We start from the raw sequence: 15,930 nt of genomic DNA, 5'->3' as shown, positions 1-15,930 counted from the left end.
CGTGACGGGCACCATCCACTCCGGCGCCCCCGCGCGCTCCGTGACGACGGGCGCGATGTAGCTGTAGACGGCGAAGAATCCGCCGAAGCCGATGGCCCCGGTGCCGAGCGCGAACCACACCTGGGGTCGGCGGAACACGCGCAGCTCGGCGCGGAAGGTGCGACCGGGATCCCCCTCGTGCTCCGGCACGAAGAACGCGATGCACACCGTGGCGATCGCGAACACGATCGTGACGACCAGGAACGCGCTGCGCCAGCCGACGTGCTGCCCGAGATAGGTGCCCGCCGGCACGCCGACCACGTTCGCGATCGTGAGGCCGGTCAGGATGAACGCGACGCCCTTGGCCCGCTTGCCGGGGCCGAGCACGTCGGCGGCGACGAGCGCGCCGATCCCGAAGTAGGCGCCGTGCGGGAGCCCCGCGATGAAGCGCGCGAGCCCGACCGTCTCGAAGGTGGGCAGCACTACGGCGAGGCCGTTGCCGAGGGTGAGGGCGATCGCGAGCCCGATCATCACCTTGTGGCGCGGGAAGCGGGCGACGAGACCCGCGATCGTGGGTGCGCCGAGCACGACGCCCAGGGCGTAGAGCGACACCAGGATGCCGGCGCGGCCGATCGCCTCGTCGGGGTTCTGCGCCCAGAGGTCCGGCAGCAGGTCCTGCGCGATGTTCGGGAGCAGGCCCATGGCGACGAACTCGGTCATGCCGATGCCGAAGCTGCCGATGGCGAGGGAGAGGAGCGCCCGCTTCGCCGCACCCCTCGAGAGGCTCGAGGGTTTCATCCGTCCAGCTTAGAGGCTGCCGGAGTCCTCGATCGCCCGCTCGAGGCGCTCGATCTTGCCGTCGATCTCGCCCGTGTAGCCGGGGCGGATGTCGGCCTTGAGCACGAGGGACACGCGGGATCCGAACGGCATCACGGCCTCGGTGGCGCGCTTGACCACGTCCATGACGGTGTCCCAGTCGGGACCCTCGATCTCGGTGAACATGCTCGTGGTGCGGTGCGCGAGCCCGGAGGCGCGGACCACCGCCACGGCGGCGGCGACGGCGTCGTGCACCGAGGCGTCGGCGCTCTCGGAGCGATCGGGGGCAGATCCGCCCTGCGGCGAACCGGACGGGGCGACGGAGAAGGCGACGAGCATCAGGACCTCCGGGTTTCGGGGAGTGCGACGGCGAGGGACGAGGGGCGGCGCACCGGGGTGCGCACGATCGCGCGGATCGCGATCACGCAGATGACGACGACCAGGATGTTGCGGGCGCTCAGCAGGGCGATCGGCAGCGCCTCGGCCGCCAGCAGCTGGTCGTACACGACAGGGTAGACCGCCTGGGTGAGGGCGTAGTCGGCGAGCACGAGGATCGCGGGGATCCCCACGCGGGGGCCGTCGAACAGGCACCACAGCACGAGCGGCGCGAGCATCCACACCTGGAACTGCGGCGAGCCCACCTTGTTGCACGCGATGAGGATCGCCACGAGGGCCAGCATGGTCGCCGGCAGCAGGCGCCGCGCCGAGGCGCCGGCGCGCAGCTTCCACAGGGCGAGAGCCACCACGGCGAGCACGCCCAGCACCATGAGCGGGGTGAGCACCGCGGCGACGATGTCGACGCCGGGGCCGGCGAGCTGGAAGGTGAGGATCTGGCGGTCGTACTGGATGCGCGTCACGCCGATCTGGGTGAGCCACAGAAGCGGCGTCGCGCCGACCGCCTCGATCTGCAGCCCCCGGCCGCTCATCTGACTGAGGAAGCCGAGCAGGTTCTTGGATCCGCCCAGCAGCACGAGCCCCAGCACGACGACGAACGTGACGATCGCGGCCGAGACGAGCATGCGGATCCGGCCGCGCAGCAGCGCGAGCGCCGCGACGAACAGGGCGCCGGGCCAGATCTTGATCCAGGCGCCGATCGTGAACAGCGCGCTCGCGACCGCCGGGCGGGAGAACAGCCACAGCCCGCCGATGATCGCGAGAGGCACGGTGATCGCGTCGATCCGGAACATCGCGATGGGGCCGAGCAGCACGAGCGCGACCATCCAGAGCAGGGCGGTGCCGCGGCGGATCCTGCTGCGCCGCGCGCGGGTGCCGCGCAGCAGGAACGCGAAGCCGATCGCATCGAGCACCGTCACCAGGATCGACCAGGCGACGACGTAGCTCGCGGATCCGACGGCGTAGGACCCGGGGAACAGCGGATGGATGAGCTGCGACAGGCCCTGCGCGATGAGCATCGGCACGAGGGCGAGCTGCGGGTAGACCCAGCTCTCCGTGACGCCCACGATCGCGCCTCCGCCGAGGGCGTTCCGCGCCCACGGCTCGTAGACGAAGACCGTGTCGCCCATCGGCAGCGCGGGCATCCTCCACCCGATCATCGCGACGTAGAGGTGCGTGACGACGAAGGCCAGCCACAGCACGGCGAGCGGCAGGCCCGCTGCTCTGCGCAGGACCGCGGATGTGCGCCGAGCGGCGCCTCTGGTCGGTTCGGCACGGGTCGCGCCCGTCGGCTCGGCACCGCTCACGCGCGGCCCTCCTCTGTCTCTTCGTGGTCTTCGTCGGGTTCGCGGCGTGCGCCGGGGTCGTGGTGCACGTCGTGCCCGTCCGCGGCGATGACGCCGGCGATCGCCGCCGGCAGGGCGTCCGCGACGTCGAGCGCGACGATCGGACGCCCTGAGCCTTCCGAGCCTTCGCGGGACGCCGATCCCGTGCGGGAGGCGATCCGCCCGGCGACGCCGTGCAGCCACGCTGCCGTGGCCGCCAGCTCGGCGAGCGAGGTCGTCCCGCCCGCCGCGCGGTCGGCGGCGACGATCGCGCCCAGCACGCCGCCCAGCACATCCCCGGTCCCCGCGGTCGCGAGCCAGGGCGTCCCCGCCCCGACGGCGATGACGGCCGTGGCGTCCGCGACGAGCGTGGTGGCGCCCTTGAGCAGCACGGCGCCGCCCAGCGCGACGGCGGTCTCGTGCGCCGCCTCCGCACGCGCGGAGGGATCCTGCAGCGCGTCGGCGGAGAGCTCCGCGAGTCCCAGGGACGCCCGGAGTCGTACGAACTCCCCCGCGTGCGGGGTCGCGATCACGGGGGCGTCCGCCGCGGGGAGGAGATCCAGCGCGCCCGCATCCACGACGACGGGGGCCGGGCCGGAGAGCAGCGCGCGCAGCGCCGACGTCTCGGAATCGGCGCGGGTCGACGAGTCGGTGCCGGATCCGATCACCCAGACGTCGGCGCGGACCGCATCCGCCTCCGGTCCGGTCGTGACCGTCTCGGGGCGCCGCGCGAGCACGAGGTCCGCGGCGCGCCGGGGGCCGACGTAGCGCACATAGCCGCAGCCGGCGCGCCAGGCCCCCTCCACGCCGAGGACCGCCGCCCCCGGATACGCGTCGGATCCGGTGCGCAGCGCCACGACACCGCGGCTGCGCTTGTCGTCGCGTTCGCCCGGCACGCGCAGCAGGCGACGGACGTCGCGGCTCGTCCACACGATGCGGCGCGGCGCGTCGTGTGCGCCGGCGGACGGAGAAGGCATGGGGTCAACGGTACTGGGCCGACGCTGTGCGCGCCGCCGCCGGACACGGCAGGGCGGATCCTGCGCCTGCGCGCCCGCACCCCCTCCGCGGCGGGTAGCGTCGTCCCGTGAGCCTCCTGTTCTCCCCGCTGACCATCCGCTCCCTCACTCTGCGCAACCGCCTGTGGGTCTCCCCCATGTGCATGTACAGCGCCGTCGACGGCGTGCCGCAGGAGTGGCACCACACCCATCTGGCGCAATTCGCCTCGGGCGGCGCAGGACTGATCGTGGCCGAAGCCACCGCCGTCGTGGCGGAGGGCCGGATCAGCCCGCGCGACACCGGCCTGTGGAACGATGCCCAGCGCGATGCCTGGGCGCCGATCGTCGACGCCGCGCACGCGCGCGGCGCGCGGATCGGGGTGCAGCTCGCCCACGCCGGACGCAAGGCGTCGACGTGGTGGCCCTGGGCGCAGGAGCACGGCTCCGTCCCCGCCGCAGAGGGCGGCTGGACGACGGTCGCGCCCTCGGCGATCCCGTTCGAGGGGTTCGCGGCGCCCGAGGCCCTGGACGAGGCCGGGATCGCCCGCGTGATCGCCGCCTTCGCCGCCGCCGCGCGCCGCGCTCTGGACGCCGGCTTCGACGTGCTGGAGATCCACGGCGCGCACGGCTACCTGCTGCACCAGTTCCTCTCCCCGCTCAGCAACCACCGCGAGGACGCGTACGGCGGATCGCTGGAGAACAGGGCCCGCCTGCTCCTCGAGGTCACCGCAGCCGTGCGCCGGATCGCGGGAGACGACGTCCCCGTGTTCGTGCGGATCTCGGCCACCGACCACGCCCCGGGCGGGTTCACGCCGGACGAGGCCGCCACGGTCGCGGACTGGGCCGTCGCGCACGGCGCCGACCTCATCGACGTCTCGAGCGGCGGACTCGTCGCCCACCAGCGCATCGAGGTGCATCCGGGCTATCAGGTGCCGCTCGCCGCGGCCGTGCGCCAGGGCGGCCGCATCCCCTCCTCCGCCGTGGGCCTGCTCACCAGCGGAGCACAGGCCGAGGGCGTGCTCGCCGACGGCGCCGCGGACGCGATCTTCGCCGGGCGGGAGTGGCTGCGCGATCCGCACTTCGGCCTGCGCGCCGCGCACGAGCTCGGCCACGAGATCGCCTGGCCCGACCAGTACCTGCGCGCCCGCTGGCGCTGAGCACCACGGGGTCGTCGGCCATCGGGGGTCGCCGGATCAGCGGCCGAAGCCGCGCCGGGTGATGTCGCGCACCTCGCCGACGAGCTCCTCGATGATGTCCTCCAGGAACAGGATCGCCGTCGTCCGGCCCGCCGCGTCGCGCACCTGCGCGAGGTGACGTCCCGCACGCCGCATGATCGCGAGCGCGTCCTCGAGGTCTGTGTCCTCCTGCATCGGGACCATCTGGTGGATCCGCTTCGCAGGGATCGGCGCGGCCGCGCGGACGGCCGCATCCGGCCCCTCCGCCGAGCGGATCACATCCTTCAGGTGCACGTAGCCCACGGGCACGCCCTCGGGGTCGACCATGACGTAGCGCGAGAAGCCGTGCTTGGCGACGGCGCGCTCCACGTCGTCCGGGGTCGCGCCGAGCGGCAGCGTCACCAGGCCGGCGAGCGGGACCGCCACGTCCCGCGCGTCCTTGTCGGTGAACTCCACCACCGCGCTGACGGTACCGGCGGAGTCGGCGAGCACGCCCTCGCGCCGGGACTGGTCCACGATCGTGGCGACCTCGTCGAGCGTGAACGTCGAGGCGGCCTCGTCCTTCGGCTCGACGCGGAACAGCCGCACCACGCCGTTGGCCGTGGCGTTCAGGCCGCGGATCACCGGATAGAAGAGCTTCGAGATCCACACCAGAGGCGTCGCGAGGATCAGCACGGCCCGGTCGGGCACCGAGAACGCGAGGTTCTTGGGCACCATCTCGCCGAAGACCACGTGCAGGAACGACACGATGACCAGGGTGATGATGAACGCGATCGCGTCGACCGCGCCCTCCGCCAGCCCGAGCGCGCCCAGGGGCGCGGCGAGCAGGTGGTGCATCGCGGGCTCCGAGACGTTCAGGATCAGCAGCGAGCACACGGTGATGCCCAGCTGCGAGGTCGCCAGCATGAGCGTGGCGTGCTCCATCGCGTACAGCGCGGTGCGCGCGGAACGGGATCCGCGCTCGGCGAGGGGCTCGATCTGCGAGCGGCGCGCGGAGATCACCGCGAACTCGGCCGCGACGAAGAACGCGTTGAAGGCGAGCAGCACGAACAGCCATGCGATTCCGGCCCAGTCGCTCATCGTCCGCCCCCTTCCTCGGCGGCAGCGTCGGGCGTGAAGCGGATCCGATCCACTCTGCGGCCCTGCATGCGCACGACGTGCAGGATGCCTCCCGGCACGGGCACCTCGTCCCCCGCCTTGGGCAGGCGCTCCAGCACGCTCATCACGTAGCCGCCGACCGTGTCGTACACGTCGCCCTCCGGCACCTCGATGCCGGTGCTCGCGCGCAGCTCGTCCGGGCGCAGTTCCGCGGGGAAGGTGATCCCGTCGCGGCTCTTCACGACCCCCGCCCTGCTGCGATCGTGCTCATCGGACACCTCGCCGACGATCTCCTCCACGAGGTCCTCGAGGGTGACGATCCCGGCGGTGCCGCCGTACTCGTCCACGACGATCGCGAGCTGGTACCCGCCGCCGCGCAGTTCGGCGACGAGCGCGTCCAGGTGCACGGTCTCCGGCACGCGCAGCGGCTCGGAGGCGAGCGCACCCACCGGTACGTCGGTGCGGCGGTCGCGTGGCACCGAGACGGCCGCCTTCAGGTGCACGACGCCGGTGATGTCGTCGAGATCCTCGTCGAACACCGGGAAGCGGCTGTGGCCGGTGCGTCGGGCGAGGCCGATCACGTCGTCGGCGGAATCCGCCGCCGCGATCGCATGCATGCTGGGCCGCGGGGTCATCACGTCGGCCGCGGTCAGCCGCGCGAAGCCGAGGCTGCGATCCAGCAGCGTCGCGGTGTCCTCCTCGAGCAGGCCCGCGCTCGCGGAACGGCGCACGAGAGAGCTCAGCTCCTCCGCCGAGCGGGCGCCGCTGAGCTCCTCCTTGGGCTCGATGCCCATCGCGCGCAGCACGCCGTTGGCGCTGCCGTTGAGGAGCGAGACGATGGGACGGAACACCATCGTGAACGCGGTCTGGAACGGGATGACGACCTTCGCCGTGGCCACGGGGAGCGCCATCGCGAAGTTCTTCGGCACGAGCTCGCCGAGGATCATCGAGAGCATCGTGGCGACCGTCATGGCGACGATCACGGCGATCGTGACCGTGACGGCCTCGGGGATCCCCCAGGAGCTCAGCACCGGGCGGAGCAGATTCGACAGCGCCGGCTCCATGGTGAAACCGGTGAGCAGCGTGGTGAGCGTGATGCCGAGCTGCGCCGACGACAGATGCGTCGAGGTGATCTTGAGCGCGGCGATGGTCATGCCGAGGCGGCTCTCGCCGCGATCCCGCCGCGCCTCCAGATCGGCGCGGTCGAGGTTGACTAGTGCGAACTCGCTGGCGACGAACAGTCCCGTCCCCACGATGAGCAGAAGCCCCACGCCCAACCAGATGTAATCCATCACGGTGTCACCTCCGACGAAGCGGAGAGCGGGCAGTGGGGCGATGTACTACACGAGGGAGGGTCGTCCATGGTGCGCACGATTCTACTGTCCCGCAGCGGGAGCGAAGCTGAATGGATGCCGGATCGCCGACGCGTTCACCAGCTGACCGGCAGCGCCTTGCCCTCTTCGTAGCCGGCCGCAGACTGCAGACCGACCAGCGCGCGCTCGTGGAACTCCGGCACGGACGAGGCGCCGGCGTAGGTGAACGAGGAGCGCACGCCGGAGGTGATCATGTCGAGCAGGTCCTCGACGCCGGGGCGGAGCGGATCCAGGTAGATCTTCGAGGACGAGATGCCCTCGGCGAAGAGCTCCTTGCGTGCGCGCTCGTAGGCGTCGAGACGTCCGAAGCGCGCCTGCACCGCCTTCGTCGAGGCCATGCCCCAGGACTCCTTGTAGAGCCGCCCGTCGGCGTCGATCTGCAGCTCGCCCGGCGCCTCGATCGTGCCGGCGAACCAGGATCCGACCATGACCGACGCGGCGCCCGCGGCGAGCGCGAGCGCGACGTCGCGCGGGTAGCGCACTCCCCCGTCCGCCCAGACGTGCGCGCCGAGCTCGGCCGCGGCCTGAGCGGTCTCCAGCACGGCGGAGAACTGCGGACGTCCGACCGCGGTCATCATGCGGGTGGTGCACATCGCGCCCGGTCCGACGCCGACCTTGAGGATCGACGCCCCGGCCTCGACGAGATCGCGCACGCCGTCGGCCGTGACGATGTTGCCCGCCACGATCGGGATGCCGAGCTCGAGCGCCGACACCGTCCGCAGCGCCCGGAGCATGCCCTCCTGGTGACCGTGCGCGGTGTCGACCACCAGCACGTCCACGCCGGCCGCGGCGAGCGCCTTGGCCTTGGCGGCGACATCGCCGTTGATCCCGACCGCCGCCGCCACCGCGAGGCGGCCGGAGGCGTCGACCGCGGGGCGGTACAGCGTGGAGCGCAGCGCGCCGCGCGCGGTCTGCGTGCCGACCAGGTGCCCGTGCTGGAGCACGCACACCATCTCGGCCTCCACGGCGGTGATCGCGTCGAACGCCGCGCGCGGGTCGGCGACGTCCTCCGCGTCGAGCGACGGGGAGTCCGCACGGACCAGGTCGCCCAGCTGCGCATCGCGCAGCGCGGTCGCGAGGCGGACCGCGGGCAGGATTCCGTGGATCGCGTCGGCGTGCAGGCCGTCCGGACCGCCCGGCGCATCGGCGACCACGATGCCGTGACCGTCGGTGGCGGGCAGCAGCCGGAGCGCGTCCTCCACGGTGGCCAGCGGCGAGAGTACGAGCGGGGTGTCCCAGGACACCGGCTGGCGCTTGACCCAGCGGATCGCCTCGTCCAGCTCCTGCAGCGGCATGTCCTGCGGCAGCACGCCGATGCCGCCGCGGCGCGCGAGGGTCGCGGCGAGTCGAGGACCGGTCACCGAGTTCATGTTCGAGGACACGAGCGGAACGGTCGCGGGGGTGCCGTCCTGCGGCGCGAGATCGACCTGGAGGCGGCTCGTCACGTCCGAGTGTCGCGGCACCAGGAACACGTCGGAGTAGGTGAGGTCGACCATGGGTCCTTCGCCGGAGAACTGCATGCTCTCAGGGTAGCCGTCCCGGCCCGGATCGCCTCGGGATCGCGTGCGACGGACCGCCGGGAGCGGCCTCCGCACGGGTCGGCGGCGAAAGGTCCCGCCATACGCCGCGATCCACGCCCGCACCGCACCTGTGACACGTTAGGCTTGACACCCGGATGAGTGGCCATACCCGGAGACCACCGGGGACGGATCCCACCAGATTCAGCGATGAAAGAGGGCGATCGAGCGTGTCGAGCCAGGTGACCGGCGTCGGGACTTCTGGAGATGGAGAGTTCGGGGCCAATTCCTGGCTCGTCGACGAGCTGTACGAGCAGTTCAAAGTCGATCGCAACTCCGTCGACAAGGAGTGGTGGCCGGTCCTCGAGAACTACCATCCCTCCCAGCCCGCGGCGGCTCCCGCCGCCCCCTCCGCCCCCGCAGCCGCACCGTCGGCCGCACCGGCCACGGCGGCCGATGCGCATCCGGTGACCGCGCCGATCCCGGTGATCGGCCAGCAGCCGGTGGCGCGCACCACGACGAAGCCCGCGCGCCAGGCCCCGATCCCCGCCCAGGCGCAGGACCGCGCCGCCGCGGAGCCCGGCGCCGAGCAGCACGAGGACGTCGTCACGCCGCTGCGCGGCATGCCGAAGACGCTCGCCGCCAACATGGACGTGTCGCTCACCGTTCCGACCGCGACGAGCGTGCGCACGGTGCCCGCGAAGCTGATGATCGACAACCGCATCGTCATCAACAACCACATGTCCCGCACGCGCGGCGGCAAGGTGAGCTTCACGCACCTCATCGGCTGGGCGCTGATCCAGGCGCTCAAGGAGTTCCCGAGCCAGAACGTCTACTACGCCGAGGTCGACGGCAAGCCCAGCGTCGTCGCCCCCGCGCACGTGAACCTCGGCATCGCGATCGACATCCCCAAGCCGGACGGCACCCGCGCCCTGCTCGTTCCGAGCATCAAGCGCGCGGAATCCCTCACCTTCAGCGAGTACCTGTCGGCCTACGAGGACCTCATCAGCCGCGCCCGCGGCAACAAGCTGACCGCCGCCGACTTCCAGGGCACCACGCTGTCGCTCACGAACCCCGGCGGCATCGGCACCGTGCACTCCGTGCCGCGCCTGATGAAGGGCCAGGGCTGCATCATCGGCGCCGGCGCCCTCGAGTACCCGGCCGAGTTCCAGGGGTCGAGCCAGAAGACGCTCGACGTGCTCGGCATCGGCAAGACGATCACGCTCACCTCGACCTATGACCACCGCGTCATCCAGGGAGCGGGCTCGGGCGAGTTCCTGAAGAAGGTGCACGAGCTGCTCATCGGCGAGCGCGGCTTCTACGAGAGCATCTTCCGCGCCCTCCGGATCCCCTACGCGCCGATCCGCTGGAACAAGGACATCGCGGTCGACCTCGCCGAGCGCATCGACAAGACCGCCCGCGTGCAGGAGCTCATCAACTCCTACCGCGTGCGCGGCCACCTGATGGCCGACATCGACCCGCTCGAGTACGTGCAGCGCACGCACCCCGACCTCGAGATCGAGACCCACGGACTCACCTTCTGGGATCTGGACCGCGAGTTCGTCACGAACGGCTTCGGCGGCCAGCGCCAGCTGAAGCTGCGCGAGATCCTCGGTGTGCTCCGCGACTCCTACTGCCGCACGCTCGGCATCGAGTACATGCACATCCAGGACCCGGATCAGCGCCGCTGGTTCCAGGACAAGGTCGAGGTCAAGTACGTCAAGCCCGGCCACGACGAGCAGCTGCGCGTGCTCAGCAAGCTCAACGAGGCCGAGGCCTTCGAGACCTTCCTGCAGACCAAGTACGTGGGTCAGAAGCGCTTCTCGCTCGAGGGTGCGGAGTCGCTCGTCCCGCTGCTGGACGAGATCCTGCAGGGCGCGGCCGGCGCGGGCCTCGACGGCGCCGCGATCGGCATGGCGCACCGCGGTCGCCTGAACGTGCTCGCGAACATCGCGGGCAAGACGTACGGCCAGGTGTTCCGCGAGTTCGAGGGATCCATGCAGCCGGGCAACCAGCGCGGATCCGGCGACGTCAAGTACCACCTCGGCAAGGAGGGCACCTTCGTCGCCGACGACGGCGCCGAGCTGCCGATCCTCCTCGCCGCGAACCCCTCGCACCTGGAGACGGTCGACGGCGTGCTGGAGGGCATCGCCCGCGCCAAGCAGGACCGCAAGCCGATCGGCACCTTCACCTGGCTGCCGATCCTCGTCCACGGCGATGCGGCGTTCGCCGGCCAGGGTGTCGTCGTGGAGACCCTGCAGATGTCGCAGCTGCGCGGCTACCGCACCGGTGGCACGATCCACGTGGTCGTGAACAACCAGGTCGGCTTCACCACGCTGCCCAACGACTCGCGGACCTCGGTCTACGCGACCGATGTCGCCAAGACGATCCAGGCCCCGATCCTGCACGTGAACGGCGACGACCCCGAGGCCGTGGTGCACGTGGCGCAGCTCGCGTTCGAGTACCGCGAGCGCTTCCACCGCGACATCGTGATCGACCTCGTCTGCTACCGCCGCCGCGGTCACAACGAGGGCGACGACCCGTCGATGACGCAGCCCCTGATGACCGACCTGATCCAGGCGAAGCGGTCGGTGCGCAGCCTCTACACCGAGTCCCTCGTCGGCCGCGGCGACATCACCCAGGAGGAGTACGACCAGGCCAAGGCCGACTTCCAGAACCGCCTGGAGATCGCCTTCGCGGAGACGCACGCGGCGGAGACCGGCGCCACGCCGATCGCCCCCGACCTCGCGCCCGTGGACGACCAGATCGGCTCCCCCGAGGTCACCGGCGTGCCGCTCGAGGTCGTGCACCTCATCGGCGACGCGCATGCGAACAAGCCCGAGGGCTTCACGGTGCACCCGAAGCTGCAGCAGGCGATGGACAAGCGCGTCGACATGAGCCGCAACGGCTCGATCGACTGGGGCTTCGGCGAGCTGCTCGCCTTCGGCTCGCTGCTCGTCGAGGGCACCCCGGTGCGCCTCGCCGGTCAGGACTCGCGCCGCGGCACGTTCGTGCAGCGCCACGCGGTCCTGCACGACCGCGCGAACGGCCAGGAGTGGCTGCCGCTGGCGAACCTCTCCGACAACCAGGCCCGCTTCTTCGTCTACGACTCGCTGCTCAGCGAGTACGCCGCCCTCGGCTTCGAGTACGGCTACTCGGTGGAGCGTCCCGAGGCGCTCGTGCTCTGGGAGGCGCAGTTCGGCGACTTCGTGAACGGCGCCCAGTCGGTCATCGACGAGTACATCTCGGCGGCCGAGCAGAAGTGGGGCCAGCAGTCGAGCGTCGTGCTGCTGCTGCCGCACGGCTACGAGGGCCAGGGACCGGACCACTCCTCGGCCCGCATGGAGCGCTTCCTGCAGCTGTGCGCGCAGGACAACATGACGGTGGCGCGCCCGTCCACGCCGGCGAGCTACTTCCACCTGCTGCGCCGCCAGGCGTACGCACGTCCGCGCAAGCCGCTCATCGTGTTCACCCCGAAGGCGATGCTGCGCCTGCGCGGCGCGACCAGCCCGGTGGAGGACTTCACGCAGGGCCGCTTCGAGACGGTCATCGACGACACCCGGCAGCTCGACCGCGATGCGGTCAAGCGCGTGATCTTCCACTCCGGCAAGGTGCACTGGGATCTCGTCTCGGAGCTCGAGAAGAACCCGAACCCCGAGGTCGCGCTGGTGCGCGTCGAGCAGCTCTACCCCGTGCCGCTGCGCGCGCTGAAGACCGTCGCCGACACGTACCCGAACGCGGAGATCGTGTGGGTGCAGGAGGAGCCGGAGAACCAGGGCGCCTGGCCGTTCCTCGCGCTGCACTTCCAGACCGTCCCCGGTCCGCGGGTCGTCCGTCCGATCACGCGTCCCGCATCGGCCGCGCCGTCGACCGGATCCTCGAAGGTGCACGCCGCGGAGCAGGCCGACCTGCTCTCGCGGGCGCTGACGCTCTGAGCCGTCCGCTCAGCGGATCGACGCGGTGTCCCGGTTCTCCGGGGCGCCGCGTCGTCGTTCCCGCGCCCGTCGCACCGCGGTCACGGCGAGCGCGATGACCGCGACCGCGGCGGGCACCACGAGCGCGGCCCCGGCGAGCAGCAGCAGTCCGACGGTGCAGACCGAGGCGATCACCGCCATCCACCACCCCGGCGTCCGCCGTGGCAGGATCCGGATCGCGGCGATCATGCCGACCACGTAGACGGCGACCATGCTCGCGGTGTGGATGAGGATGAACGGCTGCAGGTCGAAGCCGGTCGCCCAGGACACCGCGAAATAAGCCAGCACGAGCACCATCGAGAGCATCAGGGCCCGCCGCGGCACCGCACCGGACTCGGCGCCCTTCGCGAACCAGCGAGGCAGATCCCCGTTGGACGCGAGGGACGCCCCGAGCTTGCCGAAGGCGGCGAGGTACACGTTGAGCACCCCGAGCGCGACCACCGCCGACACCACGCCGATCAGGGTCGGCGCCGCGCGCACCCCTCCGGCCTCGGCGAGATCGAGCAGGACCACGTCGCCGTGCCCCGCCCGCTCCCCCAGGGCGCCGACCGTCACGACCTGCAGCGCGAGATAGCATCCGCCCGCGAGCACCAGGGTGATGGCCGTGGCGAGCGGGATCGTGCGGCGCGGCCGCGCGAACTCCCCGGAGATGTGCGTCCCGACCTCCCAGCCGGCGAACGCCCACACGAACATCACGATCGCGGTGCCCACCCCGCCCCACCCGTGCGGCAGGAACGGCGTGAAGCTCTCCGGCCGCACCGCGGGCGCCGCGACCGCGACCACCACGACGACGATCGCGAGCAGCAGGCCCGTGAGCACCAGTTGCAGCCAGCCGGTGAGCCGCACCCCGAACAGGTTCGCGACGAAGGGCACCACGAGGAACCCGAGCGCGAGCCAGGGAACGCCGGCGCCGTCGATCCCCACGGCGGTCGCGATGTAGCGGGCCCCGAGCACCGACACGACGGGGCCGCCGGCCGCGACGCCGAAGAGGAACCAGTATCCGGTGGCCCTGGCCGCGGTCGGCCCGAGGGCGCGACGCGCGTAGCTGGCGACGCCGCCCGGGTCCGGATGGCGGGCCGCCAGCGCGGCGAACGCGCCGGCGAGCGGCACCGCCAGGAGCGTGATCACGCCGACCGCGATGAGACTGGCGGGGCCGGCGGTCTTCGCCGCGAGCCCCGGGAGCACGAGGAGCCCCGTGCCGAGGACCGACGCGAGGTACAGCGCGATGCCCTGTGCGAGTCCGAGCCCTGACGGCGCGTGCACCCCGAGATCGGCGGGGTCGGATCCCTCGGCGGGGCGGAGTGCGGTCATGCCCTCACGGTAGCGAGGGCATCCGACATCAGTACCAGATGGTGAGGGCGGGGGCCACAGCGGTGCCGAAGGCGTTCTGGATCGCCGCCGCCGTCTCCGCCGGGGCCGAGATCCGGCCCGCCGCGCGCAGCGTCGGGGCGCTCACGCCGCCGAGGAACAGCGACGACAGCGCGTCGACGCCGAGCTCGACGTCCGGCGCGTCCGTCGTGCCTTCGACGACGCCCCTCCCGTCCGCTCCGACCCGCAGACGCCAGGATCCCTCGGCGAAGCCGAGCGGATCCGCGACCCGCAGCACGAGATCCAGCGGGGCGCGGTACGAGCGCGCGGCGAGCACGGCCGGCACGTCGAGGATCCGCAGCCAGCCGTGGTCGTGCACCGTGGTGTGCACCGCGCGCTGGTTCGCGACGAGCCAGGGCAGCGGATCGTCGATCGGACGGAGGTCCGCATGCACGGTGCGGATCAGGTCGTGGTTGACGGCGAAGGCCCAGAGGGCGCGCAGCGCCTCCGGCGTCTCGGCGTCGAGGTGGCGGATCGCGAGGTCGGCGCCGAACTCCTCGGGGAGCTCGTCGAGCGTGTACGCCAGCACGCCGCGGGTGGCGCCCTCGGCGTCGACGGCCCTGACTCCGCGGACGGCACGCGCCCTCTCGTCCCCCGGCGCGAGCCCTGCCATCCGACGCCAGCGCAGCGGCCAGCCCGGGATGTCGCCCGGCCGGTCGAGACGCGCACGCTCGTGCACCTCGTCGAGCGCCGCCAGCAGCGCATCGGGCTCGAGGTACTCGACCGTCGTGGCCGCGTCCGCGGCGGGCAGGGCGACGCCGCCGGCGCGCCGTGCGTCCACGCGCACGCGCGACACCGGGATCGCGGGACCGAAGCCGTAGCGCCCGTAGATCGTCGCCTCGGTCGCGGTGAGCCCCGCGATCGGGACGCCGGCCGAGGACGCGGCCCGGAGCTCCCCCTCAAGGAGGTTGCGCGCGATCCCGCGACGGCGATGCGTCGCCGCGACCGTGACGATGCTGATCGCCCACATGTCGACGTGCGCTCCTGCGGCACCGGGGACGGTCATCGGCGTCACCCAGGAGTCGACGGTCGCGACCGGCACGTCGACACCGGGCGCGTACACGCCGATGTTGCGCCGCCCGGACATCATCTCGCCCATGGCGCGGACCGTCTCGTCGTCGGGCTCCTTGTCCAGGAAGCCTCGTGCGTCGGCGCGCGCGAATCCGCGCAGCTGCGCCGGATCCGACAGGTCGACGACGCGGTACTCGAGACCGGAAGCGCTCAGGCGCTCCTGCGAGGTCGGATCGACGGGGACGTCACGGGCGTCGAGGTCTGCCATGCCCCCAGCCTAACCACGGCCGCCGACGGCGCGGTCGCCACCGGTCGCCGCGCGGCGGGTCAGTGGACGGCGGCCTGGACGGCGCGCAGTCGCGCCATGACCTGGTCGCGCAGCTCCTCCGGAGCCGTCTCCTTGCACGCCCGCGACACCACCTCGGTCAGCGTGGTCGCGACCAGCGCCTCCTCCGCGCAGGACGGGCAGTTGTCCAGATGCTCGCGGATGTCGGAGTGCTCCGTCTTGCACATCTCGTTGCGGAGGTATTCCTCCAGGTCCTGCCGCGCCTTGGCGCATCCGCAGTCCGTCATTTCGTGCTCCTCGTGCCGGCCGTGGCGATTCCTCGCTCCGCGGCGTAGTCCGCCAGCAGCTCCCGCAGCATGCGGCGCCCGCGGTGCAGGCGGCTCATGACGGTGCCGATGGGGGTCTTCATGATGTCGGCGATCTCCTGATAGGCGAAGCCCTCGACGTCGGCGAGGTACACCGCCAGTCGGAAGTCCTCCGGGACCGCCTGCAGCGCCTCCTTGACGACCGACGCGGGCATCCGGTCGATCGCCTCGGCCTCGGCCGAGCGGCTGTGCGAGGCCGTGGTCGATTCGGCGCCGCCGAGCTGCCAGTCCTCCAGCTCGTCGATCGTGCCCTTC

The 15,930-nt window shown here is 72.0% G+C and carries 13 protein-coding genes; 2 read left to right on the top strand and 11 right to left on the bottom strand.

Annotated features, from left to right (window positions below):
* The 4 genes from B7X32_RS09830 to B7X32_RS09815 form a co-directional block, all read right to left on the bottom strand.
* The coding region (locus tag B7X32_RS09830; protein WP_292718993.1) for an MFS transporter at nt 1-777 on the bottom strand (777 nt) is incomplete at its 3' end.
* A 9-nt stretch (nt 778-786) separates the two neighbouring features.
* Nucleotides 787-1,134, bottom strand: a complete 348-nt coding sequence (locus tag B7X32_RS09825; protein ID WP_292718991.1) for a thiamine-binding protein — start codon at nt 1,132-1,134, stop codon at nt 787-789.
* Entirely contained in the window at nt 1,134-2,495 is a 1,362-nt protein-coding gene (locus B7X32_RS09820) for a hypothetical protein (protein ID WP_292718989.1), read from the bottom strand. The genes B7X32_RS09825 and B7X32_RS09820 overlap by 1 nt, the downstream gene beginning before the upstream one ends.
* Entirely contained in the window at nt 2,492-3,490 is a 999-nt protein-coding gene (locus B7X32_RS09815) for an ADP/ATP-dependent (S)-NAD(P)H-hydrate dehydratase (protein WP_292718987.1), read from the bottom strand. Before B7X32_RS09815 ends, B7X32_RS09820 begins: the two co-directional genes overlap by 4 nt.
* A 107-nt stretch (nt 3,491-3,597) precedes the next feature.
* Between B7X32_RS09815 and B7X32_RS09810 the strand changes: the two genes are divergently transcribed.
* A complete protein-coding gene (locus B7X32_RS09810) occupies nt 3,598-4,665 on the top strand; it encodes an NADH:flavin oxidoreductase/NADH oxidase (RefSeq protein ID WP_292718986.1) in 1,068 nt (355 codons plus the stop codon).
* A gap of 36 nt (nt 4,666-4,701) precedes the next feature.
* Here B7X32_RS09810 and B7X32_RS09805 read toward each other — a convergent pair whose 3' ends face one another.
* From B7X32_RS09805 to B7X32_RS09795, 3 genes are all read right to left on the bottom strand, one after another.
* Entirely contained in the window at nt 4,702-5,763 is a 1,062-nt protein-coding gene (locus B7X32_RS09805; protein ID WP_292718984.1) for a hemolysin family protein, read from the bottom strand.
* The gene (locus B7X32_RS09800; RefSeq protein ID WP_292718994.1) at nt 5,760-7,073 is read right to left on the bottom strand and encodes a hemolysin family protein; all 1,314 of its coding nucleotides are present in this window, start codon (nt 7,071-7,073) and stop codon (nt 5,760-5,762) included. The genes B7X32_RS09805 and B7X32_RS09800 overlap by 4 nt, the downstream gene beginning before the upstream one ends.
* A gap of 137 nt (nt 7,074-7,210) precedes the next feature.
* On the bottom strand, nt 7,211-8,674 hold the full coding sequence (locus B7X32_RS09795) for a GuaB1 family IMP dehydrogenase-related protein (protein ID WP_292718982.1): 1,464 nt from the start codon (nt 8,672-8,674) through the stop codon (nt 7,211-7,213).
* Nucleotides 8,675-8,901: 227 nt separating this feature from the next.
* Here B7X32_RS09795 and B7X32_RS09790 point away from each other — a divergent pair, with 227 nt between their 5' ends.
* Complete coding sequence (locus tag B7X32_RS09790; RefSeq protein ID WP_292718980.1) at nt 8,902-12,606, top strand: multifunctional oxoglutarate decarboxylase/oxoglutarate dehydrogenase thiamine pyrophosphate-binding subunit/dihydrolipoyllysine-residue succinyltransferase subunit; 3,705 nt, start codon at nt 8,902-8,904, stop codon at nt 12,604-12,606.
* A gap of 9 nt (nt 12,607-12,615) precedes the next feature.
* Here B7X32_RS09790 and B7X32_RS09785 read toward each other — a convergent pair whose 3' ends face one another.
* From B7X32_RS09785 to B7X32_RS09770, 4 genes are all read right to left on the bottom strand, one after another.
* Nucleotides 12,616-13,956, bottom strand: coding sequence for an amino acid permease (locus B7X32_RS09785; RefSeq protein WP_292718978.1), 1,341 nt, complete (start codon nt 13,954-13,956; stop codon nt 12,616-12,618).
* 28 nt (nt 13,957-13,984) lie between these two features.
* Nucleotides 13,985-15,292 carry a GNAT family N-acetyltransferase gene (locus tag B7X32_RS09780; RefSeq protein WP_292718976.1) on the bottom strand — a complete coding sequence of 436 codons (1,308 nt, stop codon included), beginning with the start codon at nt 15,290-15,292 and terminating at the stop codon, nt 13,985-13,987.
* Nucleotides 15,293-15,351: 59 nt separating this feature from the next.
* The gene (rsrA, locus tag B7X32_RS09775) at nt 15,352-15,597 is read right to left on the bottom strand and encodes a mycothiol system anti-sigma-R factor (protein WP_045273924.1); all 246 of its coding nucleotides are present in this window, start codon (nt 15,595-15,597) and stop codon (nt 15,352-15,354) included.
* A partial coding sequence (locus tag B7X32_RS09770; RefSeq protein WP_292718971.1) for a sigma factor-like helix-turn-helix DNA-binding protein occupies nt 15,594-15,930 on the bottom strand: 337 nt, incomplete at its 5' end. The genes B7X32_RS09770 and rsrA, both read right to left, overlap by 4 nt.

The sequence above is a fragment of the Microbacterium sp. 13-71-7 genome, from assembly GCF_002257455.1.
GTDB lineage: Bacteria > Actinomycetota > Actinomycetes > Actinomycetales > Microbacteriaceae > Microbacterium.
The sequence above is the reverse complement of the archived record's forward strand: the minus strand, read 5'-3'. Positions and strand labels throughout refer to the sequence as shown.